Source organism: Nocardia sp. CDC153, assembly GCF_035818515.1.
Lineage (GTDB): Bacteria > Actinomycetota > Actinomycetes > Mycobacteriales > Mycobacteriaceae > Nocardia.
Genome location: NZ_JAYKYU010000001.1, coordinates 1,743,159 through 1,765,380 on the forward strand (window position 1 = coordinate 1,743,159; position 22,222 = coordinate 1,765,380).

A 22,222-nucleotide genomic window follows, 5' to 3' on the forward strand; every position below is an offset into this window, starting at 1 on the left:
AAATCAGTCTGCCATCCGAGCCCCCACCGGCCGGGATGCAATTGCTCACATCCCGGTCGGAAGGTAGGTGGCGCTATCCCACCGGACCCTTGGCCAGCTGCACCTGAGCGGACTCGGATTGGCCATAGCCGTCGGTCCATTTCAGGGTCACGGTGTCGCCCGGATGGTGCTGGTCCATGGTGTTGGTGAGGTCCGTTGCGGAGGTGATGGTGTGGTTGTCGAGGCCGGTGATGACGTCGCGGGCCTGGAGTCCGAGCGAATCGGCCGGGCCGCCCTGGACCACGCCGCGCACCTGCGCGCCGCCGCCCGTCGAGGTCACCGAGACGCCGATGAAGGCGGTGTCGCCAATGTGCACGCGGTCCGACGACTGCCCGGACTGGATCTGCTTGGCCACGCTCAGCGCCTTGTTGATCGGAATCGCGAAGCCCTGCCCGCCGCCGATGCTGAAGCGGAAGCCCTGGGAGGCCGCGGTGTCCATGCCGATGACCTGCCCGGCCGAATTGACCAGCGGCCCACCGGAATCGCCCGGCTCGATATTCGCGGCCACCTGGATCAGCCCGGTCAGCTGCTCCGAGCTGCCCGTGGCGTCGTCGCTGGCGGTAATGGCCCGGTTCAACGCCGTCACTTTGCCCGCCGCCGCGGTGGGCGTGCCGCGCCCACCCGCATTGCCGACGCCGACCACCGCGTCCCCGACCGCCACCTTGTCCGAATCACCGAGCGGCGCGGTCGTCAGCCCGGAGGCTCCGGCCAGTTTGATGACGGCCATGTCCTCGCTGCGATCGAAACCGAGCACGGTCGCGTCGTAGGTCTGGCCATTGCCCAGATCGGTGACCGAGATCTTGGTCGCGCCCTCCACCACATGGTTGTTGGTGAGGATGACGCCGTCGGAGGTGAGCACGATGCCGGTGCCCGCGCCCTCGCCGTTCTGCAGGCCGAGCTCGGTGTTCACATCCACGATGCCGGGCACCACGGCCTGCGCGGCGCTGTCGAGATCGGCTGGGGGAGTGGTGAAATCGATGGGCTGGCTCTGCGTCACCTGGCCCGGCGACTGCGCCACCGGATTGCCCGGCACCAGCGTGTTCGGTCCGCACGCCACCAGGCCCAGGGTGGCGGTCAGGGCCACCACGGCGGCGGCCGCGGCGCGAAGGGTGGATTGCACGTTCATGACGTCCCTCTGAGTCGATCCCCCACGGTCTCTTCCCATTAAGCATGCGGTTTCTGAGAGCCGCCTGGGGACTTACTTTGTGTACACCCACGTACCGGGTGGAGTCCGCTCCGAACCTCTAGCGTCGCTGTTCCGTGCCCTCTTCGACTCCGGAGCGGGCGTGCGTGACGATGCGCACACGCGTCGCCGCCGCGATGTAAACGGAGAGATATATGGGCGCCGGAAGGGGTGCGAGGGTGTTTTCGGTGGGATGGCACGATCGTGGCATGGCGATGCGAACCGGCCGGGTCGTGCTTTTGGCAACGGCGTTGGCGATGACCGCGGCTGCGTGCACCAGTGTGGTGGACGGCAACCCGACTCCGAGTGCTCCGGTGGGAATGGACTCCTTCTACAACCAGACCCTGCAGTGGGGCAGTTGTGCGGACTACACCCAGAGCGACGACGATCAGCTGCCCAAGGGCGTCGAGTGCACCCGGGTGACCGTGCCGGTGGACTACGCGAATCCCAATGGCGCGACGGCGAAGATCGCCATCTCGCGCATCAAGGCCTCCGGCAACAAGATCGGATCGCTGCTGTTCAACCCGGGCGGCCCGGGCGTGACCGGCCTGACCATGGTCGGCCAGGGCGACGGCACCAAGCTCGCCGAGCGCTTCGACCGGATCGGCTTCGACCCGCGCGGCGTCGGCGCGTCCCAGCCCGCCATCCAGTGCATGACCGCCGCCGAGGACGACGCCCAGCGCGCCGAACCGAACAAGGACAACTCGCCCGCGGGCATCGCCGCGGCCGAGGCCGAGAACAAGGACTTCGCCAACAAGTGCGTCGAGCGCACCGGCAAGGAGTTCCTCGCCCACGTCGGCACCCGGGAAGTCGTGCAGGACATGGACGTCATTCGGGCGGCCCTGGGTGATTCGAAGCTGACCTACCTGGGCTACTCCTACGGCACCCGCCTCGGCTACGCCTACGCCGAGAAGTTCCCCGACCACGTGCGCGCGCTCGTGCTCGACGGCGCGCTCAAGCCGGATCAGGATCCGCTCAAGGAATCCCTCGCGCAGGCGGCCAGTTTCCAGAAGGCGTTCGACAACTACGCCGCGAACTGCGCCGACAAGGAGAAGACCAACTGCCCGCTCGGCGACGATCCGACGCAGGCGGTCAAGAAGTTCCGCGCCCTGGTCGATCCGCTGTGGGACAAGCCGGTGCCCACCCAGGACTCGCGCGGGCTGCACTACGGCGACGCCATCACCGGCGTCCAGCAGACCCTGTACTCGGTGCGGCTGTGGCCCGCGCTCACCAAGGGCCTGCGCGAACTGGCCCAGGGCAGCGGTGACACCCTGCTCGCGCTGGCCGACCTGTACGACGGCCGCCACGACGACGGCTCCTACGACAACAGCTCCGACGCCTTCAACGCGATTCGCTGCGTGGACGATCCGCCGATCACCGATCGGGCGGTCGCGGCCAAGCAGGACGCCGACTACCGCCGCGTCGCGCCCTTCCTCGACGACGGCCACGCCAGCAATGCCGCGCCGCTCGAGCTGTGCGCATTCTGGCCGGTCCCGAATACCAGCTCCCCGCACGTGCTTTCGATCAAGGGCCTGCCCAAGACCGTCGTCATCTCCACCACCGACGACCCGGCCACCCCGTACCAGGCCGGTGTGGACCTGGCCCAGCAGCTGGGGGCCAGCCTGATCACCTTCAAGGGCACCCAGCACACGGTGTCGCTGCAGGGCAAGGCATGCGTGGACGACCCGGTGATTTCGTATCTGATCGATCTGAAGGAGCCCGCCGCGGGTCTCACATGCTGAGTTCCCCCGTACTCGCCGCGCCTGCTGACGTTTATGTAACACGGATTTAACTCCCGGCCCCTACAGTCGCGGTCATGGACCGTCAGAAGGAATTCGTCCTCCGCACGCTCGAAGAGCGCGACATTCGTTTCGTGCGGCTCTGGTTCACCGATGTCCTGGGCTATCTCAAGTCCGTCGCGATCGCGCCCGCCGAGTTGGAGGGCGCGTTCGAGGAGGGCATCGGCTTCGACGGTTCGGCCATCGAGGGGTTTGCCCGGGTCTCCGAGGCGGACATGGTGGCCAAGCCGGATCCGTCGACCTTCCAGGTGCTGCCGTGGTCCACGTCGAAGGGGCATCAGCACTCCGCGCGCATGTTCTGCGATATCGCCATGCCGGATGGTTCGCCGTCCTGGGCCGATCCGCGCCACGTGCTGCGGCGGCAGTTGAACAAGGCCGGTGACCTGGGCTTCAGCTGCTACGTGCACCCGGAGATCGAGTTCTTCCTGTTGAAGCCGGGTCCGCACGACGGCTCGACCCCGGTTCCTGCCGACAATGGCGGCTTCTTCGATCAGGCCGTGCACGACGAGGCCCCGAACTTCCGCCGCCACGCCATCGACTCGCTGGAATCCATGGGCATCTCCGTGGAATTCAGCCACCACGAGGGCGCGCCGGGTCAGCAGGAGATCGACCTGCGCTACGCGGACGCGCTGTCCATGGCCGACAACGTCATGACCTTCCGCTACCTGATCAAGGAAGTGGCCATCGACGAGGGCGTGCGGGCGTCGTTCATGCCCAAGCCGTTCGCCGATCACCCGGGTTCGGCCATGCACACCCACATGTCGCTGTTCGAGGGTGAGCAGAACGCCTTCGCCGACCCGGACGATCCGATCAACCTGTCGGAGACCGCGCGGGCGTTCATCGCGGGCATTCTCGAGCACGCGCACGAGATTTCCGCGGTCACGAATCAGTGGGTGAACTCCTACAAGCGGCTGGTGCACGGTGGCGAGGCCCCGACGGCCGCCTCCTGGGGTCGCTCGAATCGTTCCGCGCTGGTGCGTGTTCCGATGTACACGCCGAACAAGTCGGCCTCGCGTCGGGTCGAGATCCGTAGCCCTGACAGTGCTTGCAACCCGTACCTGGCGTTCGCGGTGCTGCTGGCCGCGGGTCTGCAGGGCATCGAGAAGGGGTACACGCTGCCCCCGGAGGCCGAGGACGACGTCTGGTCGCTGACCGCGGCCGAGCGTCGGGCAATGGGCTTCCGCGAGCTGCCCGCCTCCCTCGACGAGGCGCTCAAGGCCATGGAGAAGTCCGAACTGGTCGCCGAAACCCTCGGCGAACACGTCTTCGACTTCTTCCTGCGCAACAAGCGGCGCGAATGGGCGGGCTACCGCAACCAGGTGACGCCGTACGAGTTGAAGGAATACCTCGGGCTGTAATCGCTTGCACCCGAACGGGCCACGCTCACCGCGGTGAGCGTGGCCCGTTCGCGTTGCGGCGGATTCGGCGGATTTCCGCGGCTCACTCCACGGTGCGGTAGCGCTCCAAGAGCCGGACGTGCCGGGGTTCGAGCTCCTCGAGCGTGGCGACCCCGAGCAGTCGCATGGTCCGCACCAACTGGGTGCGCAGAATCTCGATGGCCCGGTCCACGCCCGCCTCGCCGCCCGCCATCAGCCCGTAGAGGTAGGCGCGGCCGATGAGGGTGAAGCGCGCGCCGAGAGCGAGGGCCGCGACGATATCGGCGCCGTGCAGGATGCCGGTGTCGAGGTGGATCTCCAGATCCGCGCCGACCTCGCGAACCACGTGCGGCAGCAGGTGCAGCGGCACCGGGGCCCGATCCAGTTGGCGGCCACCGTGATTGGACAAGACGATGCCGTCCACGCCCAGCCCGGCCAGCCGTCGGGCGTCGGCCACCGTCTGGACGCCCTTCACCAGCACCCGGCCCGGCCACTGCTCGCGCAGCCAGGCGAGATCGTCGAAATCGATGGTCGGGTCGAACATGGTGTCCAACAGTTCGGCCACGGTGCCCGACCACCGGTCCAGGGAGGCGAACGCCAGGGGTTCGGTGGTCAGGAAGTCCCACCACCACCAGGGTCGGCGGAGCGCGTCGAGGGCGCCGGTGACGGTGATGGACGGCGGCACGGTCATGCCGTTGCGGACATCGCGCAGCCGATTGCCCGCCACCGGCACGTCGACGGTCACCACGAGGGTCTCGAATCCGGCCTTCGCGGCCCGCTCGACCAGGGCGATGGAGCGGTCCCGGTCCTTCCACATGTAGAGCTGGAACCAGTTGCGCGCACCGGAATCCGTCGCGGCCGCAATGTCTTCGATGGCCGTGGTGCCCATGGTGGAAAGGGTGAAGGGAATGCCCGCCCGTTGCGCGGCGTGCGCGCCCGCGATCTCCCCGGCGGTGTGCATCATGCGGGTGAAGCCGGTGGGTGCGATGCCGAAGGGCAGTCGCGCGGGTCGGCCGAGAACCATTGCGCCGGTGTCGGTCTCGGCCACATTGCGCAGGATCTCGGGGCGGAATTCGATATCGCGGAACGCCTGCCGGGCGCGCGCGAGACCGATCTCGGCGTCGGCGGCCCCGTCGGTGTAGTCGAAGGCCACCTTGGGTGTGCGTTTGCGGGCCAGTTCCCGCAGGTCCCAGATGGTTTGCGCGCGTGCCAGTTGCGCTGCTCGCCCGCCGAACGGCCGCTCGAACTTCAGCAGCGGAGCCAGGTCGCGGGGCTTGGGAATTCTGCGTTCGGTCACCGTCGCATACTTTCCGCGGCCCGGGGCGCACGCAAGCGCAGCGAATGCATGCCGCCGTCCACCTCCAGCATCGTTCCGGCGGTGGAGGAGGCGCGCGGGCTCACCAGATACAGCACGGCGGCGGCGACCTCCTCGGCGGTGACCAGGCGGCCGTGGGGCTGGCGGGCGCGCAGCGCCTCGAGTTCGGCGGCTGGATCGTCGGCGGCGGCGAGCAGGCGCTGGACCCAGGGTGTGTCGACGGTACCGGGATTGACGCAGTTGACGCGGATGCCCTCGGCGAGGTGGTCGGCGGCCATGGCGCGGGTGAGGGCCAGGATCGCGCCCTTGCTGGCGCTGTAGGCGACTCGGTCGGGCAGGCCGATGGTGGCGGCGATGGAGCAGGTGTGCACGATGGCCGCGGCGGGGGAGCGGCGCAGGTGCGGCAGGGCGGCGCGCGAAACCCGCACCGCGCCCAGCACATTCACCTCGAGCACCTGCCGCCACTCGGCGTCGGTGGTGTCCTCGACGGTGCCCTGTGCCCCGATGCCCGCGTTGTTGACCACGATGTCGAGCCGGCCGAAGGCGGCCGCCGCGGCGGCGATGGCCGCGCGCACCGAATCGTCATCGGCCACATCGCAATTCAGGGCCGGGCCGTCGGGAACGGCGGGACCGGGACGCAGGTCGAGCACCGCGACACGGGCGCCCGCCGCGCGCAGGGCGGCGGTCACCGCCGCTCCGATGCCCGAGCCGCCTCCGGTCACGACCGCGGCCAGTCCGTCGAGCTCCGGGTGATCCATGGCAACCTCACGCTATTGCTCCGATGTTTGACCCTTCGAAGCTAGCAGTGTCGGCCCGGAGGTCGCTCGAATTTTGCTTATTTTGGCCGTGATTCGAGTTCTCGAGAACCCATTGCGCTTCTAGACATCGGATGTATAGTCGTGATCCAGATCACTGGCAGATGGGAAACCGCATGGTACGAATCACGGCGTTGGACACCCACGATGTCCGGTTCCCCACCTCGACGCAACTGGATGGCTCGGACGCGATGAATCCGGATCCGGACTATTCGGCCGCCTACGCCATCCTGCGCACCGACGATCCGGGCGGCCCGGACGGGCACGGCTTCGTGTTCACCATCGGCCGCGGCAACGACGTGCAGCGCGTCGCCATCGAGGCGCTCGCGCACCTGGTGGTGGGCCGCCGGGTCGACGAGATCATCGGCGACCTGGGCGGATTCGCGCGCGAGCTCACCGGTGATTCCCAATTGCGCTGGCTGGGGCCGGAAAAGGGCGTGATGCACATGGCGATCGGCGCGGTCGTCAATGCCGCCTGGGACCTGGCCGCCAAATACGCCGGGAAACCGGTGTGGCAGTTGATCTCCGAGCTGTCCCCGGAGGAGATCGTCGATCTGGTCGACTTCCGCTACCTCACCGACGCGCTCGCACCGGCCGAGGCGCTGGACATCCTGCGCCGCGCCGAGCCCGGCCGGGCCGAGCGCAGGGCCCACCTGCTGGCCGCCGGATACCCGGCCTACACCACCTCGGCGGGCTGGCTCGGCTACTCCGACGACAAGCTGGCCCGGCTGGCCCGCGCGGCCGTGTCCGACGGGTTCCGCACCATCAAGATCAAGGTGGGGCGCGATGTGGACGAGGATCTGCGCCGGGTGAAGATCGCCCGCGACGCCGTCGGCCCGGGCATCGGGCTGGCCGTGGACGCCAATCAGCGCTGGGGCGTCGACGAAGCGGCGGAATGGATTTCGCGGCTCGCGCCGGTCGGCCTGGCCTGGGTGGAGGAGCCCACCAGCCCCGACGACATCCTGGGCCACGCGGAGATCCGCCGCCGGGTCGCCGGGACGCCCATCTCCACCGGCGAGCACGGGCAGAACCGGATCCTGTTCAAACAGCTGCTCCAGGCGGGCGCGGTGGACATCCTGCAGATCGACGCCACCCGGGTCGGCGGGGTCAACGAGAATCTGGCGATCCTGTTGCTGGCGGCCAAGTTCGGTGTCCCGGTCGTCCCGCACGCGGGCGGGGTCGGGCTGTGCGAACTGGTGCAGCACCTCGCGATGATCGACTACGTGGCCATCTCCGGCACCTTGTCCGGGCGCGCCATCGAATTCGTGGACCACCTGCACGAGCACTTCCGCGATCCGGTGCGGGTGGCCGACGGTCGCTATCTCGCCCCGCGCGCACCGGGTTTCAGCGCCGAGATGCGGCCCGAGACCCTGCGCGACTACCGCTATCCCACCGGCGCGGCCTGGCGGCCGGTCGAACTCGCACCCACAGCCCAGGTTTCGGCAAAGGAGCTCGAAAACTCATGAACACCAGAATCATCGGCGCGGCGCTGGCCGCCGCGCTCGTCGTGGCCGCGGCGGCGGCCTGTTCCCGCGAATCGACCGGCGGCGGATCCGGTGCGCCCGCCGCGGTCAACGTCGGTTCCGGAGCCGCCGACGGCGTCCTGGTCGGGGCCGATCAGCCCCGCTCGGACACCGACTTCTGGAGCGCCTACGCCGGATACCTCGGGCCCAAGGCCGCGGCCGCCGGGGTGAAGCTGGAGAACACCAGCTCCGACAACGACGCCAATCGGCTCAAGTCGAATGTGGACACACTGCTGGCCAAGAACGTGAAGGCCCTCATCATGGCTCCGCAGGACACCGCCGCGGTGAAACCGGCGCTGAGCGCGGCGGCCGCCAAGAACGTGCCGGTGGTCAGCGTGGACACCCGGCCCGACGCGGGCGGTGCCTACATGGTGGTGCGCGCGGACAACCGCGCCTACGGCACCAACGCCTGCGTGTACCTGGGCGAAACCCTGCACGGCGCGGGCAAAGTGGCGGAGTTCCAAGGCGATCTGAGTTCGATCAATGGCCGCGACCGCTCCCAGGCCTTCGCCGACTGCATGCGCACGCGCTATCCCGGCATCAAGGTGATCGAGATCCCCACCGACTGGAAGGGTGACCGCGCGGTCTCGGGTCTGCAGGACAAGCTGCTCACCGATCCGGATATCAACGGCATCTACATGCAGGCGGGCGGCGCGTTCCTGCAACCCACCCTGGCGCTGCTCAAGCGCACCAACAAATTGGTGAAAGCCGGTCAGCCGGGCCACATCACGATCGTGTCCAACGACGGCATCAAGGCCGAATTGGACGCGATCGACAACGGCGACATCGACGCCACCGTGTCCCAGCCCGCGGATCTCTACGCGCAATACGCGGTCTATTACGCCAAGGCGGCGACGGACGGGCGCAAGTTCGCGCCGGGGCCCACGGACCACGGCTCGGTGATCGTCGACACCGGCGTGAACGGTCAGCTCGAGGATCAGCTGCCCGCGCCGGTGGTGACCAAGACCGGCGGCAAGGTCGGGGACATGGCCACCGTCGCCAGTACCGACCCCGGACTGTGGGGGCGAGGGCACTGACGCACCGATCGCGAAGCGGGGACACCGATGGCGGAAACGACGGAATCGATGACGGAAAACGCGGTGGCCGAGGCGGATTCGGGCGAGGTGGCGGTGGCCGAGGCGATCGGGGTCTCCAAGCGCTTCGGTCGCACCGTCGCCCTGGACCGAGTCGGGCTGCGGGTGACCGCGGGCCGGACCCACGCACTGGTCGGCCGTAATGGCGCGGGCAAGTCGACGTTGGTGTCGATCCTGACCGGAATCGCACCCGCCGATGAGGGGCAGGTGCGCTTCGGCGGCAGGCCCGCGCCACCGCCCGGTGACCGCGACGCCTGGCGGTCCCGGGTGGCGTGCGTCTACCAGCACTCGACCATCATTCCGGACCTGACGGTGGCGGAGAACCTGTTCATCAACCGGCAGGGCTTCGGCGGCCGAATCGTGCGCTGGCGCACCGTGCGTGCCCGCGCGCGGGAGCTGCTGGACACCTGGTCGGTGCCGATCGCGGAGGACACACCGGCCCGCGAGCTGTCGGTGGAGCACCGGCAGCTGGTGGAGATCGCGCGCTCGCTGTCCTACGGCGCGCGGTTCATCATTCTCGACGAGCCGACCGCGCAATTGGACGGCCCGGCCATCCGCAGACTCTTCGAGCGCATGCGGGATCTGCAGAACCAGGGCGTGACGTTTCTATTCATCTCGCACCACCTCGACGAGACCTACGAAATCTGTTCCGATGTCACGGTTTTCCGGGACGCGCGGCACATTGTCACCGCGCCGGTGGCCGAGCTCGGCAAGCGGGAATTGATCGCCGCCATGACCGGGGAATCGGCGGAGCTGGACCGGGCCGTCCCGCGCCCGCCCGCGGATACGGCCGCACCGCCGGTGCTGACGGTCGAAAAGCTCACCCGGCCCGGCGAATTCGCCGGTGTCAGCTTCGAGGTGCGGCCGGGGGAGATGGTCGGCCTGGCGGGCGGCGGCTCCAGCGGGCGCGTCGAGGTCGCGGAGACCATCGTCGGATTGCGGCCCGCCACCGCCGGTTCCGTGCGCTCCGGCGGGCGCACGCTGCGTCGTGGCGGAGTTCCGGCCGCCCTGGCCGCGGGTATCGGGTTCGTGCCGCGCGACCGGCACGACGAGGGTCTGGTGCTGTCGATGAGCGTGGCCGACAACGCCACCCTCACCGTGCCGCGCCGCCTGGGCCGCCTCGGCCTGCTGTCCCGGCGCACCCGAGACGCGCTGGTACGCACCGCGATAGCCGATCTCGACATCAAGGCCGACAGCCCCGGACAGGGCATCGCCGAACTCTCCGGCGGCAACCAGCAGAAGGTGGTCTTCGCCCGCGCCCTCGCCACCAACCCGAAGGTGCTGGTCCTCATCACCCCCACCGCCGGAGTGGACGTGCGCTCCAAACAAACACTGCGCGCGGTCGTCCGAGCCGCCGCCGACCGCGGCACCGCCATCCTCGTGGTGTCCGACGAGCTCGACGACCTACGTGACTGCGACCGCGTGCTGGTCATGGTGCAGGGCACCGTGACCGGCGAATTCGGAAAAGGCTGGAGCGACAGGGAACTCGTCGCAGCCATGGAGGGATTGATGTGAGCGCGAGCAGACCTGAATCTATGACCGACACCCCGGCCCCCGCCGCCGACACCCCGCCTGCCCAGGCCACCGCCGGGTCGACCATGAGGACGCGAAGGGTGGTGCGGTGGAGTGCGTTTCGCGATTTATTGCTGGTGCCGCCGATTCTGTTGGTGCTGGTGGTCGGGTATTTCATCAACCACAGCTTCGTGTCGCACGACAACCTGGTGAATGTGCTGACCACCATGAGTGGGATCTCACTGCTGGTGCTGGCCGAGGTGTTGGTGCTGGTGGTGGGGCGGATGGATTTGTCCTTGGAGTCGACCTTCGGTCTCGCGCCCGGCGTGGCGATTTGGGTGACCATGGGCACCTCCAAGGTCGGTGCGTTCACGTGGGCGTCGCCGTGGATGACCATTCCCCTCGCGCTGCTCACCGGACTGCTGGTGGGTGTGGTCAACGGGCTGCTCATCGTGCGGTTCGGGCTCAACGGGTTCATCGTGACGCTGGCCATGTTGATCGCGCTGCGCGGGCTGCTGACCTTTCTCACGGGCGGGTTCACGCTCACCAGGATTCCGGATTCGGTGGAGTGGCTGGGCAATACGCGGGTGGCCGGGGTGCCGGTGAACATCGTCGTCTGCCTGCTGCTGTTCGCGATCGGGTATCTGGTGCTGAACTACACGACCGCCGGCCGGGCGCTGTACGCCGTGGGCGGCAACGAGGCCGCGGCGCGGGCGGCGGGCATTCGCACCGACCGCGTGGTCATCGCGGTGCTGGTGATCGCGGGCGCGCTGGCCGCGATCGGCGGGCTGATCTACACCGGGCAGTTCGCCAGCGTCCAGGTCAGCCAGGGCGACGGCATGATCTTCAATGTCTTCGCCGCCTGCGTGATCGGCGGGGTGTCGCTCAATGGCGGGCGCGGATCGGTGCTGGGCGCGTTCTTCGGCATCACCATTCTCACCCTCATTCAGAAGCTGCTGTCCTACGGCGGGGTCAGCGCGGACTCACTGAAGTTCATCAATGGCGCGCTCATCCTGGTGGCGCTCGTCATCACCCGGATCGCCGGTGGGCGCCGACAGGATTGATATGCGAATCGCCTTGCACACCAGACTGAAATCCGGCCGCGAAGCCGAATACGAGGCCGCCCACCGGGCGGTGCCCGCGGAACTCGTCGCCGCCATTCGCGCGGCCGGTGCCACCGCGTGGACGATCTGGCGCAACGGGACGGACCTGTTCCACGTCATCGACTGCGAGAGCTACGACAAACTGCTCGGTGAGCTCGCCGGACTGCCGGTGAACATCGAGTGGCAGCGGCACATGGCGACGTTTCTCGAGGTGCCGCACGACTATTCGGATGGTGACGCCGGGCTGCCGGTGGTCTGGGAGCTCGCGCATGAGCCGCGCGATGCGTAGGGGGTTCGCCGCCCGGTCCGCGGCGATCACGATTCCCGGCCTGCCCGGCATCGTTCTGGGCGGGGCGGGACACGCGGGATTGTTCCGGCCGGTGCCCACGGCCGCCGCCCGCGCGGCACTGAACACCGCCTGGCAGAACGGAATTCGCGCGTTCGACACCGCACCGCACTACGGCGCGGGGCTGGGGGAGGAGCGCCTGCGCCCGTTCCTGCGGGGCCGGGAGCGGTCCGACTACTGGGTGTGCACCAAGGTCGGTCGACTGCTGAGCGAGGATCCGCTGGCGGTCGACGGCACCGACGGGTTCTATGGGGCCCCGAAACGGTCACGGCGACGGGACTATTCGGCCTGCGGCGTGCGGGCGTCGCTGACGGATTCACTGCTGCGGCTCGGTCTCGACCACGTGGACATGCTGCTCGTACACGACCCCGAGGACTATCTGGAGCAGGCGCTGAAATCGGCTGTGCCGGAACTGGTCCGGATGCGCGAGCAGGGACTGACCGCGGGAATCGGGGTCGGTGTCAACACCGTCGACACCGCGCTGCGCTTCGTGCGCGAGGCCCCGATCGACTGCGTGCTCATCGCCGGGCGCTACACCCTGCTCGACCGCCGGGCCGAGGCCGAACTGCTGCCCGAATGCGCGCGCCGCGGCATCGCGGTCCTGGTCGGCGGCGTCCTCAACAGCGGAATTCTCGCGGATCCCCTGCGCCACACCACCTTCGACTACCGCGATGCCGACGAGCCGGTCCTCGCCCGCGCCCGGGGCATGGCCCGGGTCTGCGCCGACTACGGCGTCCCGCTACGGGCCGCCGCCCTGCAATTCCCGCGCCGCCACCCCGCGGTCACCGCCACCGTCCTGGGCGCGGGCACCGCCGAGGAGATCGACGACAGCCTCGCGATGCTGAACACCCCCGTCCCCGAACAACTCTGGCGAGAACTGGGATGCGCGTGACCGCACGCCGGGATGAACGCTCAACCTGCCGCGCGCGCAAGCCATTCCATGACCCCGGCCACATGGGCGAGGGCGCGGGCGTGCGCGAGGTCCGGATCGTGGGCGGCGATGGCGTCGCAGATCCCGCGGTGTTCGGCCACGGTGCGCTCGAACGCGCCCTCCTCGGTGATGCCGCGCCAGATGCGGGCGCGGGTGGTGGGCATGGACAGCGAATCCAGCAGGGAGGCAAGGACCTTGTTGCCGGAGGCGGTGGCGATGGCGGCGTGGAAGCTCAGGTCCAGGGCCAGCAGGTCGGTGACCGAGGAACTGGGCGGGGGCTCGGCCAGCGTGCGCAGATGCTCGATCTCGGCCTCGGACATGCGCTGCGCGGCCAGGGCCGTCGCGGCCGGTTCCAGGATGCGGCGCACCCCGAGAATGTCGAGCACCGAATCGTCCTGGTGGAATTCCAGCAGAAAGCTCATGGCGTCCAGCAGCGAATTCGGTTCCAGGCTGGACACATACGTGCCGTCGCCCTGCCGGACGTCCAGGATGCGCACCAGCGACAGCGCGCGCACCGCCTCGCGCAGCGAATTGCGCGAGACCCCCAGTTCGGCGGCGAGATCGGCCTCCCGGGGCAGCCGCGAACCCGGCCGCAGATCGCCGGACACGATCATGGCCTTGATTCGCGCTATCGCATCGTCGGTGACCGACAAGACCGATTCCCCACTCTCCAGGATGAGACTGTATGCCTCCGATGACTGTAGACGCTCACGTTCATATTTGGGATATCGACGGTGGGAAGTTCGACGTCGAGTACGACTGGCTCGAAAAGACATCGGATGTCTTGTATCGGACCTACACCCTCGACGATCTGAAGCCGCAGCTGTCGGAGTTCGACGTCGGCGCGCTCGTGCTGGTGCAGGCCGCCGACTCGCTCGCCGAGACCCGCACCCTGCTCGACGCCGCCGAGCGCGCGCCGCTGCCGACCACCGTCGTCGGCTGGCTGCCGCTGCACGACCCGGCCCGCACCGCGGTGGAACTGGCCCGCCCGCCGCATCCGGCACTGGTCGGTGTCCGGCACCTGATTCATCGCGACCCCGACCCGGAATGGCTGCTGCGCCCGCAGGTTTCGGAAAGCCTGGGCCTGCTCGCCGCCGCCGGGTTGAGCTTCGACGCGGTCGCCGAACGCCCCGATCTGGTGGCGCAGGTGCCGGTGATCGCGGCCGCGCACCCGACGCTGACCATCGTGCTCGACCATCTGGGCAAGCCGCCGATCGCCGCGCGCGGCTGGCAGCCCTGGGCCGATCGGCTGGCCGAGGCCGCGGCCTGCCCCAATGTGGTGGCCAAACTCTCCGGCCTGGCCACGGTCTCCGCACCGGGATTCACCGCCGCGGACTGGCAGCCCTATGTGGATCACGCGCTGTCGGTGTTCGGGCCGGATCGCATCCTCACCGGCGGCGACTGGCCGTTCACGCTCACCGCGGCGACCTATCGCACGGTGTGGCGAACCACGCTCGACACTCTGACCGCATTGTCTTCCGCCGACCGTGCCGCGGTGCTGTCGGACAATGCCCGCCGGATCTACCGGCTGCCCTGATCGACCCCAGAGAATCCGAGGACCCGAATGAAACTGCAGCGCGTGGGCGAGCCCGGCCGGGAACGGCCGATCCTTCTCGACGCCGACGGCCAGGCCCACGACTTGACGCCGCTGACCCACGATATCGACGGCGACTTCCTCGCCGCCGATGGAATCGCCAGGGCCGCAACCGCGCTCGCGGCCGGACGGCTGCCCCGCATCGATGTGACGGGCCGCCGGATCGGCGCGCCGATCGCGCGGCCGGGGGCGGTGTGGTGCATCGGCATGAACTACGCCGCGCACGCCGCCGAATCCGGGTCCGCGCCGCCCGAGCAGCCGGTGGTCTTCTTCAAGGCGCCGAATACGGTCGTGGGCCCCTACGACGATGTCCGCATACCGCGCGGTTCGGATCGCACCGACTGGGAGGTGGAACTCGCGGTGGTGATCGGCGCGCGCGCCCGGTATCTCGACTCGCCGGAGGCGGCCTGGCGATGCGTCGCGGGCTACACCATTTCCAACGATGTCTCCGAGCGCCGCTTCCAGCTCGAGGAGTCCGGCGGGCAGTGGTCCAAGGGCAAGTGCTGTGAGACCTTCAACCCGCTCGGCCCGGCCCTGGTCCCGGCCGCCGAACTCGATGCCAAGGATTTGCGGCTGCGGTCGTTCGTCAATGGCGAGCCGCGCCAGGACTCCAGCACCATCGATCTGATCTTCGACGTCGGGTATCTGATCTGGCATCTGTCCCAGTTCGCGGTCCTCGAACCCGGTGACCTGCTCAATACCGGCACCCCGGAGGGCGTCGCCCTGTCCGGCCGCTTCCCCTACCTGCGGCCCGGCGATGTGGTCGAGCTCGAGATCGAGGGGATCGGCCGCATGCGCCAGCGAATGTCGGCGTCGGACGAGTGACCGACGCGGGCGGCGGGGAATCGGCGGGCTCGTGAAGGAAACAGGGGGATCGCGCAGGAATCGGTGCGGTGGCGAGCAGGCAACGATGTCTCGTTTGGGAGGGTTGGGCGGCATGTCGGGTCGACGTGACATGTAATTTGGGGGCATGGTTCGGCCACCGACTGCGCGTTCCGCTGTTCCCGGTGTTGGGCGGCTCGGGTTGCTCGAGCCCTCCGCCGCCGCCTCTCTGCGAGAGTTGGCCTGGGACAATGTGGACAGCGTTCCGCTGCTCTGGGCGCTGTCGCGTTCGCCCGACGCCGATTTGGCGCTGCTGACGCTCATCCGGCTGCGCGAGCAACTCGGGAGCGACTGGGCCGCTTTGGATTCCGAACTGCGGCGCAATACCTCGCTGCGCGGGCGGCTGTTCGCGCTGATCGGGTCGTCGAGCGCGTTCGCCGATCATCTCGTGGCCGATCCCCTGGCCTGGCAGTTGTTGAAGCGGCCCCGGCTGCCCGCGCGCGACGAGTTGCTCGCGAATCTGCTCGAGGTCGTGAAGGCCGAACCGGAGGTCGGGCCGTATTCCGGTCCGATGCTGTTCCGCGCGCAGGTGGCCGGGCCGGAGGCGATCGCGCTGCTGCGCAAGCGGTATCGCGATCAGCTCATGCTGCTGGCCGCCATCGACCTGGCCGCCACCGTCGAGAACGAGCCGGTGCTGCCGTATCAGGAGGTGGGACAGCACCTCACCGATCTGGCCGACGCGGCGTTGACCGCGGCGCTGTCGGTGGCGGTGGCGCGGGTGTGCGTGGATCGCGAGGTGCCGGTGCGCCTGGCCGTCATCGCCATGGGCAAATGCGGTGCGCGGGAACTCAATTACGTCTCCGACGTGGATGTCATCTTCGTCGCCGAACCGGCCGACACCACCGCGACGCGGCTGGCCGCCGAGATGATGAGCGTGGGCAGCGCGGCGTTCTTCGAGATCGACGCGGCGCTGCGGCCGGAGGGCAAGGCGGGGGCGCTGGTGCGCACCCTGGACTCGCACATCGCCTATTACAAGCGGTGGGCGCGGACCTGGGAATTCCAGGCGCTGCTCAAGATGCGGCCCGCCACCGGCGATCTGGAGTTGGGCCGGCAGTACCGCGATGCGCTCATGCCCATGGTGTGGGCGGCCTCCGAACGCCCGGACTTCGTGGCCGATGTGCAGGCCATGCGGCGGCGGGTGGAGGATCTGGTGCCCGCGGACCTGCGCGAACGCGAGCTGAAGCTGGGGCACGGCAGTCTGCGCGATGTCGAATTCGCGGTCCAGCTGCTGCAATTGGTGCACGGCAAGGCCGATGAGTCGCTGCATGTGCAGGGGACCGTCGAGGCGTTGACCGCGCTGGCGGCGGGCGGGTACGTGGGTCGTGACGACGCCGCCAATCTCACCGCCTCGTACGAGTTCCTGCGGCTGCTCGAACACCGCTTGCAGCTGCAGAAACTCAAGCGCACCCACACTCTGCCCGCCCCCGAGGACGAGGAGGGCATGCGCTGGCTGGCGCGTGCCGCGCACATGCGGCCCGACGGGCGGCAGGACGCGGTCGGGGTGCTGACCAGCGAGATCAAGCGCAATGCGGTGCGGGTGCGGCGCTTGCACGCCAAGCTGTTCTATCGGCCGCTGCTGGAATCGGTGGCGCGCCTGGACGCCGACAATCTGCGGCTGTCCCCGCAGGCGGCGGTGCGGCAGCTGGCCGCGCTCGGCTACGGTGCGCCGGAGAACGCGCTCGGACATCTGAAGGCGCTCACCGGGGAGGTCGGGCGCAAGGGGCGGATTCAGGCGCTGCTGCTGCCGACGCTGCTCGAATGGCTCGGTGAGACACCGAATCCCGATGCGGGACTGCTCGCGTATCGGCGGGTGTCGGAGGGGCTCGACAACGAGATCTGGTTCCTGCGCGAACTGCGCGACGAAGGGGCCATCGCGCAGCGGTTGATGATCGTGCTCGGGTCCTCGGCGTATCTGCCGGATCTGCTGATCAACGCGCCCGAGACGATTCGCATGTACGCCGACGGACCGGATGGTCCGCTGCTGCTGGCGACCCAGCCGTCCGATGTGGCGCGCGGAATCCTTTCCGGCGCTGGACGTTACGACGATCCCAAGCGGGCCGTCGCCACCGCCCGCTCGCTGCGCCGCCACGAGTTGGCCCGCGTGGCCTCCGCCGATGTGCTCGGCATGCTCGATGTGCCGCAGGTGTGCGAGGCGCTGTCCTCGGTGTGGATCGCGACGCTGGAAGCCGCGCTGCAGGCCGTGATTCGCGCCAGTGAGGCCGAACTCGGTCATCCCGCGCCCGCCGACTTCGCGGTCATCGGCATGGGTCGGCTCGGCGGCATGGAACTCGGGTACGGCTCCGACGCCGATGTGCTGTTCGTCTGCGATCCGCGCCCCGGCGCGGACGAGACCGTCGCCGTGAAATGGGCCATCGGCGTCGCCGAACAGGTGCAGCGGCTGCTCGGCGCGCCCAGCACCGACCCGCCGCTGCAGGTCGACGCCGGGTTGCGTCCCGAGGGGCGCAATGGCGCGCTGGTCCGCACCCTGGCCGCGTACTCGGCCTACTACGAGCAGTGGGCGCAGCCGTGGGAGGTGCAGGCCCTGCTGCGGGCCCACCAGGTGGCGGGCGACCGCGAGCTGGGAATCCGCTTCCTGCGCACCGTCGATCCCATCCGCTATCCCGAGGGCGGCATGTCCGCCGAGGGCGTCCGCGAGATCCGCCGCATCAAGGCCCGTGTCGACTCCGAACGCCTCCCGCGTGGCGCGAACCCGGCCACCCACACCAAACTCGGCCGCGGCGGCCTCGCCGATATCGAATGGACCGTCCAACTCCTGCAACTCCTGCACGCCCACGAGGTGCCCGAACTCCACAACACCTCCACCCTGGAGTCCCTCGACGCCATCGAACGAGCCGAACTCATCGACTCCGCCGACGCCGCCCTCCTCCGCGACGCCTGGCTCACCGCCACCAAGGCCCGCAACGCCCTGGTCTTGGTCCGAGGCAAACCCGCCGACCAACTCCCCGGCCCCGGCACCCTCCTCTCCGCCATAGCCCGCGTAGCAGGCTGGCCCACCGACGACGGCAGCGAATTCCTCGACCACTACATGCGCGTCACCCGCCGCGCGAAGACGGTCGTGGAGCGCGTCTTCGGCGGCGAATGACGGCTGCTCAATCGAGGTCGTCCTCGCCGAGCGTGAGATCGTTTCGGGCGGCGAGGATTTCGGCTCCGATGGTTTGGGGGACGTAGGGGAGGGGATCGCCGAGAAGTTCGTCCTGGCGGTCCCGAATGAGCCACTCCGGGGTGCGGTGAGTGGATTCGCCCTCTCGTGCGGCTCGCCCGCCCGGGGCGAACATGCCGGGCAGCATTCCAGTACCGGGGGCTGGCTGGGTCGAAGAGCCGGGAATTCTTGATTGGGAGGGGTTTTCGGGGTTCACCGGTCCCGGGTAGCTGCGTCCCGGATCGGGTGCGGCCGGAACGGCGCGCGGCCAGCTCGGGGTGCCGGCGGGTGTCGGTGCCCCACTTGGAAAGGTAGGCGTCAGGGGATCGCCACCGGGGTCGAGAGTGGCAGGCTTGGTATCGACGTTTGCGTCGGTCTCGGCGGACGGGGCGGGCTTGCCGGAGTCCGCGATCGAGGCACCGTTCGGGAGGGCTTGGGAGCGCTGCGGATTCGAGGAAGCGGGTGTGGATCCGACAGAATGCGCGTCCACACCACGAGGATTGCTCGAATCAGCTATGTGATCGGCTGTGGCCGAGCCTGTTCGGGAAGCGCCGCCCATGAACGCGGTCGACGCGAAATCTCCTGTGTCGCTCCCACTCCCGACGAGATCTTCCCCGTCCGCCACCCCACCACCCGGCGTCATCACATCGAAGAAGGCCGGGATACCCGCACCAGCCGCCGGATATATCGGCACGTAATTGGCATCCAGCGCGGCCAGCGCAATCTGACGCTGCTCCTCCCGCACATTCACCGACCCACGATCCATAGGCGGCGGCACAGTCCTCCGAACCGCCTCCGCCCCATACGCGGCCGCCGTCATCCGCCGCCCGGTGCTGTGAATAATCTCCGCGATATCGGTGGCATCTCCCACGAAGCGCCGCGCGGCCCCCTCTGCCGCATCGGCGATATGCCCCGCCATCCCCTCCGAAAGTGCCCCCTGCACCGCGGCGTGCAGCACCGTCAGCGCGCCGAACATCCCATCCGCGATACTCACCCACGTCGCCGCGGCACGGTGCATCTCGCCGGGATCCATAGCCTGCGCGTGCCGGTAGATCCGTTCATGCGAGAAGCCCTCGAAGCGTTCGAGGTCCCGAATGTAATCCGGGTCCACGCCCCGCACGGTCATGCGCGTCTGCTGATGCTCGGCATCCGCCTGATTCAAACGAGCCCTGCGCCGCAACACTTCTGGCTCCACCCAATCCTCCCGTCGACGTCCTGTGATCGGTTGGACGCATGAGACGGGTGACAGGTTCCGCGACTCAGGTTTCCTGCCAGCCGAGGAACCCGAATGGAATTTCCGCGCCCTTCTAGGCAGTTGGGGGCGACGATCGATCAGGCGAGCCCTGCCAGGGCGAACTGATTGATGGCGGCGTCGATGTCAAAGGTGTCGGCGCCGAGCAGCGTGGCCAGCATCGATCGGGACACCACGCCGGATTCCGCATTCGAGATGAGTTCCGCGGCATTCCTTTCCGCGCTTCCGTCGATATTGACGCCGCCGCTGGCGAGAACACGGGTTGCGATGCCGAGTGTGGATTCGGCGGTCCAGATGCCCGGTACTGCCGCCGCAATCGCTGGACCGGGCGGTGAGTCGCCACGGTACCAGCGGCCGTTGTCCCACCAATAGCAGAACGACAGCGTGCCGTTCGCGGCGCGCGGGTTCAACACGGAGTCAGTGATCCACTCCGGCGCACCGGCATACAGTTCCGGCATCGGGGCAGTCTGGTTATACGCGGCGTCCAGGTTCGAGGCGTTCCAGACGCCCCCGGAGATGACGGCCCGGTCGTGTGCAAGCAAGTAGAGGGTGCTACCGCTGCGGGTCGGTCCTTCGAACCAGGCCAGGGACGGGAGGATTCGCGGACCCTCCGGTGACCCGATAGCGGTGTACAACGCGGCAAGCGTCGTCCACCGAGCCCACAGCTGAGGTAGCGGCGGGAAATCGTCGGTCGAAAGCTGCGGGTGCATGCCCCCGTCGCGGTGGCGGCGTGCCTGTTCGGCCGCAGTGCGTGGCGAGCGCCGCTGCCGATCCTGGTGTCCGACATAGGCGCCCAGCCACACGGGCACCCGGGAGCGTGGATATCGCTCCAGGTCGGCGTGGTAGGCCTCAGGAGCGAAGAGGTCTTCGTCCGGAAAGGGTTCCTCGCCGTAGTCGTAGTGAGTTTCCAGCGCTCCGGAGTTGGTAAGTCGGATCGATAGCCTCCACCAGGGGCCTTCGGGCATTCGTGCGGCCGTCTCGCGCTGGTCGTGGACCAATCCGATCACCTTGTCGGAGGGCTCCATTCGCAGCACTTGGGCGTCCCTGAAGGAGTAGATCCGCGATGCGTGCGCGGCCACGGTCCACGCGAACACCGCCTCCAGGCGCTGCCATCCGGTTGGGGCCGCGGCGGCGAGTTCGCGGGCGATCGCATGAGTCAGGTCCCTTGCCCGGGCCGCGATTTGTTGCTGCTCGTCGGTTGGCTGGCCGGTCACGATGGATTCCCCTCCTGTGTCGACTGGGACCCTACACACCCGAGCGCAGCAGCCCGTCGGTCGTTCCGGTTGAATATGGGGAGCTGCTATGACAGCGTCGAAGGACGGTTCGGGGAGGAGTTGATCGATATGGCCGATAAGGTCGAAGTCAATGCCGAAGCACTGCATACGGCCGCCGACAAGACGGCGCAGGTGCATGACCGGGTTCGAGATATCCTCAGCTCACTGCAGGATGCCTTGTCCGCCAGGGGAACTGCGTGGGGCGATGACGAGTACGGGCATCGATTTGCGAGGGGTGAGAATGGGTACCTGGCCCAGTCCGGCAACCAGACCGACGGTATCGCCGCTATCGCGAAGAGTTTCGATCACTTCGCGACCACACAGAGCAAGGCTACCGACGCGTTGACGGGTGTCGACGGTGGCAACGCCCGATCATTCGGGGCGGATTGATGACCAATGAACAGGGCAAGGCCGAGCTGGCCGGTTTGCTCGACGAGTTCCAGGCGCAGATTCATGCAATCGCGGAGATCAATCGTCGGCGCACCGAGCTGATGGCCAGCGGCACCGCTGGACACAAGCGCGTGACGGTGACCGTCAACGCGAACGGTGTTGTCATCGAGACGAAGTTCAGCGAGGACATCCTCGACCTCGAGCCCTACGAGATCGCGCAGGCGGTCACCGAGGCCGCGCAGGCCGCGGCTGCGGAAATGGCACGTAAGAACGAAGAGTTGATGGCCCCGCTGCGTGATAGCCGGGCACGGATTCCCAAAATGTCCGACCTGATCGTCGGGTTGCCGGACGTGGAGGACCTGGTCCCCGAGCCACTGCCGATCTCCACCGCTCCCCCAGGATCCCCAGAACGCCTGCGCGACACCAACGAGGACGAGCGTTTCACCGATGTGGAGTACATCGATCTGAACTCGCGGAGCAATATCGCTGCGCCGGAGTGGTAAAGGCATTGTGATCAAAGCCCGGCTGGTTGCGCACCGATCTTCGGTTTGGTTGCATGTCAGCCGGTGACGGCATAGAGGTAGGCGGCATTTGGGGGGATGGTGCGAGGAATCCGGGGGGATTCGCCCGACGC

At 68.4% G+C, this 22,222-nt stretch carries 19 protein-coding genes; 13 read left to right on the plus strand and 6 right to left on the minus strand.

The annotated features are described in order from the left end of the window. Positions 1 to 73: 73 nt before the first annotated feature. Complete coding sequence (locus tag VMT65_RS08055) at positions 74 to 1,165, minus strand: S1C family serine protease (protein ID WP_326307320.1); 1,092 nt, start codon at positions 1,163 to 1,165, stop codon at positions 74 to 76. A gap of 266 nt (positions 1,166 to 1,431) precedes the next feature. Between VMT65_RS08055 and VMT65_RS08060 the strand changes: the two genes are divergently transcribed. Beyond that, positions 1,432 to 2,964: an alpha/beta hydrolase gene (locus VMT65_RS08060; RefSeq protein ID WP_442790188.1), complete on the plus strand. Its 1,533-nt coding sequence runs from the start codon at positions 1,432 to 1,434 to the stop codon at positions 2,962 to 2,964. Positions 2,965 to 3,038: 74 nt separating this feature from the next. Next, positions 3,039 to 4,379 (plus strand): glutamine synthetase family protein, encoded by a 1,341-nt coding sequence (locus VMT65_RS08065; RefSeq protein ID WP_326307321.1) that lies wholly within the window; start codon positions 3,039 to 3,041, stop codon positions 4,377 to 4,379. A gap of 82 nt (positions 4,380 to 4,461) precedes the next feature. On the opposite strand, the gene VMT65_RS08070 is transcribed toward VMT65_RS08065, so the two are convergent. Then, complete coding sequence (locus tag VMT65_RS08070) at positions 4,462 to 5,694, minus strand: alpha-hydroxy acid oxidase (RefSeq protein WP_326307322.1); 1,233 nt, start codon at positions 5,692 to 5,694, stop codon at positions 4,462 to 4,464. Next, entirely contained in the window at positions 5,691 to 6,470 is a 780-nt protein-coding gene (locus VMT65_RS08075; RefSeq protein ID WP_326307323.1) for an SDR family NAD(P)-dependent oxidoreductase, read from the minus strand. The genes VMT65_RS08070 and VMT65_RS08075 overlap by 4 nt, the downstream gene beginning before the upstream one ends. Before the next feature lie 173 nt (positions 6,471 to 6,643). Here VMT65_RS08075 and VMT65_RS08080 point away from each other — a divergent pair, with 173 nt between their 5' ends. From VMT65_RS08080 to VMT65_RS08105, 6 genes are read left to right on the plus strand one after another with little or no spacing between them, the layout of a single operon-like run. Continuing rightward, positions 6,644 to 7,993, plus strand: a complete 1,350-nt coding sequence (locus VMT65_RS08080; protein WP_326307324.1) for an enolase C-terminal domain-like protein — start codon at positions 6,644 to 6,646, stop codon at positions 7,991 to 7,993. After that, on the plus strand, positions 7,990 to 9,087 hold the full coding sequence (locus VMT65_RS08085; RefSeq protein WP_326307325.1) for a sugar ABC transporter substrate-binding protein: 1,098 nt from the start codon (positions 7,990 to 7,992) through the stop codon (positions 9,085 to 9,087). Before VMT65_RS08080 ends, VMT65_RS08085 begins: the two co-directional genes overlap by 4 nt. A 48-nt stretch (positions 9,088 to 9,135) precedes the next feature. After that, positions 9,136 to 10,659: a sugar ABC transporter ATP-binding protein gene (locus tag VMT65_RS08090; protein WP_326307326.1), complete on the plus strand. Its 1,524-nt coding sequence runs from the start codon at positions 9,136 to 9,138 to the stop codon at positions 10,657 to 10,659. A gap of 20 nt (positions 10,660 to 10,679) precedes the next feature. After that, complete coding sequence (locus tag VMT65_RS08095) at positions 10,680 to 11,720, plus strand: ABC transporter permease (RefSeq protein WP_326307327.1); 1,041 nt, start codon at positions 10,680 to 10,682, stop codon at positions 11,718 to 11,720. Between the two features lies 1 nt (position 11,721). Further along, complete coding sequence (locus VMT65_RS08100; protein ID WP_326307328.1) at positions 11,722 to 12,048, plus strand: L-rhamnose mutarotase; 327 nt, start codon at positions 11,722 to 11,724, stop codon at positions 12,046 to 12,048. Then, the gene (locus VMT65_RS08105) at positions 12,029 to 12,997 is read left to right on the plus strand and encodes an aldo/keto reductase (protein ID WP_326307329.1); all 969 of its coding nucleotides are present in this window, start codon (positions 12,029 to 12,031) and stop codon (positions 12,995 to 12,997) included. Before VMT65_RS08100 ends, VMT65_RS08105 begins: the two co-directional genes overlap by 20 nt. Positions 12,998 to 13,017: 20 nt before the next feature. Here VMT65_RS08105 and VMT65_RS08110 read toward each other — a convergent pair whose 3' ends face one another. Beyond that, the gene (locus tag VMT65_RS08110; RefSeq protein ID WP_326307330.1) at positions 13,018 to 13,689 is read right to left on the minus strand and encodes a FadR/GntR family transcriptional regulator; all 672 of its coding nucleotides are present in this window, start codon (positions 13,687 to 13,689) and stop codon (positions 13,018 to 13,020) included. 41 nt (positions 13,690 to 13,730) lie between these two features. Between VMT65_RS08110 and VMT65_RS08115 the strand changes: the two genes are divergently transcribed. From VMT65_RS08115 to VMT65_RS08125, 3 genes are all read left to right on the plus strand, one after another. Continuing rightward, complete coding sequence (locus tag VMT65_RS08115) at positions 13,731 to 14,573, plus strand: amidohydrolase family protein (protein WP_326307331.1); 843 nt, start codon at positions 13,731 to 13,733, stop codon at positions 14,571 to 14,573. A gap of 27 nt (positions 14,574 to 14,600) precedes the next feature. Then, the gene (locus VMT65_RS08120) at positions 14,601 to 15,455 is read left to right on the plus strand and encodes a fumarylacetoacetate hydrolase family protein (RefSeq protein ID WP_326307332.1); all 855 of its coding nucleotides are present in this window, start codon (positions 14,601 to 14,603) and stop codon (positions 15,453 to 15,455) included. 145 nt (positions 15,456 to 15,600) lie between these two features. Continuing rightward, positions 15,601 to 18,615 carry a bifunctional [glutamine synthetase] adenylyltransferase/[glutamine synthetase]-adenylyl-L-tyrosine phosphorylase gene (locus VMT65_RS08125; RefSeq protein ID WP_326307333.1) on the plus strand — a complete coding sequence of 1,005 codons (3,015 nt, stop codon included), beginning with the start codon at positions 15,601 to 15,603 and terminating at the stop codon, positions 18,613 to 18,615. A gap of 7 nt (positions 18,616 to 18,622) precedes the next feature. Here VMT65_RS08125 and VMT65_RS08130 read toward each other — a convergent pair whose 3' ends face one another. Further along, positions 18,623 to 19,798, minus strand: a complete 1,176-nt coding sequence (locus VMT65_RS08130; RefSeq protein ID WP_326307334.1) for a hypothetical protein — start codon at positions 19,796 to 19,798, stop codon at positions 18,623 to 18,625. Positions 19,799 to 20,004: 206 nt separating this feature from the next. Continuing rightward, positions 20,005 to 21,138 carry a hypothetical protein gene (locus VMT65_RS08135; protein WP_326307335.1) on the minus strand — a complete coding sequence of 378 codons (1,134 nt, stop codon included), beginning with the start codon at positions 21,136 to 21,138 and terminating at the stop codon, positions 20,005 to 20,007. A 129-nt stretch (positions 21,139 to 21,267) separates the two neighbouring features. Between VMT65_RS08135 and VMT65_RS08140 the strand changes: the two genes are divergently transcribed. Both VMT65_RS08140 and VMT65_RS08145 read left to right on the plus strand, forming a co-directional pair. Continuing rightward, positions 21,268 to 21,588 carry a hypothetical protein gene (locus tag VMT65_RS08140; protein WP_326307336.1) on the plus strand — a complete coding sequence of 107 codons (321 nt, stop codon included), beginning with the start codon at positions 21,268 to 21,270 and terminating at the stop codon, positions 21,586 to 21,588. Then, positions 21,588 to 22,091 carry a YbaB/EbfC family nucleoid-associated protein gene (locus VMT65_RS08145; protein WP_326307337.1) on the plus strand — a complete coding sequence of 168 codons (504 nt, stop codon included), beginning with the start codon at positions 21,588 to 21,590 and terminating at the stop codon, positions 22,089 to 22,091. Before VMT65_RS08140 ends, VMT65_RS08145 begins: the two co-directional genes overlap by 1 nt. The last annotated feature ends 131 nt before the right edge of the window (positions 22,092 to 22,222 follow it).

What these genes read in the sequence shown, in the direction of transcription:
- VMT65_RS08095 (WP_326307327.1), top strand. Translation starts at nt 10,680, where the DNA reads ATGACCGACACCCCGGCCCCCGCCGCCGACACCCCGCCTGCCCAGGCC.
- VMT65_RS08075 (WP_326307323.1), bottom strand. Translation starts at nt 6,470, where the DNA reads ATGGATCACCCGGAGCTCGACGGACTGGCCGCGGTCGTGACCGGAGGC.
- VMT65_RS08060 (WP_442790188.1), top strand. Translation starts at nt 1,432, where the DNA reads ATGGCGATGCGAACCGGCCGGGTCGTGCTTTTGGCAACGGCGTTGGCG.
- VMT65_RS08130 (WP_326307334.1), bottom strand. Translation starts at nt 19,798, where the DNA reads ATGACCGTGCGGGGCGTGGACCCGGATTACATTCGGGACCTCGAACGC.
- VMT65_RS08080 (WP_326307324.1), top strand. Translation starts at nt 6,644, where the DNA reads ATGGTACGAATCACGGCGTTGGACACCCACGATGTCCGGTTCCCCACC.
- VMT65_RS08105 (WP_326307329.1), top strand. Translation starts at nt 12,029, where the DNA reads ATGAGCCGCGCGATGCGTAGGGGGTTCGCCGCCCGGTCCGCGGCGATC.
- VMT65_RS08125 (WP_326307333.1), top strand. Translation starts at nt 15,601, where the DNA reads ATGGTTCGGCCACCGACTGCGCGTTCCGCTGTTCCCGGTGTTGGGCGG.
- VMT65_RS08145 (WP_326307337.1), top strand. Translation starts at nt 21,588, where the DNA reads ATGACCAATGAACAGGGCAAGGCCGAGCTGGCCGGTTTGCTCGACGAG.
- VMT65_RS08140 (WP_326307336.1), top strand. Translation starts at nt 21,268, where the DNA reads ATGGCCGATAAGGTCGAAGTCAATGCCGAAGCACTGCATACGGCCGCC.
- VMT65_RS08100 (WP_326307328.1), top strand. Translation starts at nt 11,722, where the DNA reads ATGCGAATCGCCTTGCACACCAGACTGAAATCCGGCCGCGAAGCCGAA.
- VMT65_RS08085 (WP_326307325.1), top strand. Translation starts at nt 7,990, where the DNA reads ATGAACACCAGAATCATCGGCGCGGCGCTGGCCGCCGCGCTCGTCGTG.
- VMT65_RS08065 (WP_326307321.1), top strand. Translation starts at nt 3,039, where the DNA reads ATGGACCGTCAGAAGGAATTCGTCCTCCGCACGCTCGAAGAGCGCGAC.
- VMT65_RS08055 (WP_326307320.1), bottom strand. Translation starts at nt 1,165, where the DNA reads ATGAACGTGCAATCCACCCTTCGCGCCGCGGCCGCCGCCGTGGTGGCC.
- VMT65_RS08090 (WP_326307326.1), top strand. Translation starts at nt 9,136, where the DNA reads ATGACGGAAAACGCGGTGGCCGAGGCGGATTCGGGCGAGGTGGCGGTG.
- VMT65_RS08115 (WP_326307331.1), top strand. Translation starts at nt 13,731, where the DNA reads ATGACTGTAGACGCTCACGTTCATATTTGGGATATCGACGGTGGGAAG.
- VMT65_RS08120 (WP_326307332.1), top strand. Translation starts at nt 14,601, where the DNA reads ATGAAACTGCAGCGCGTGGGCGAGCCCGGCCGGGAACGGCCGATCCTT.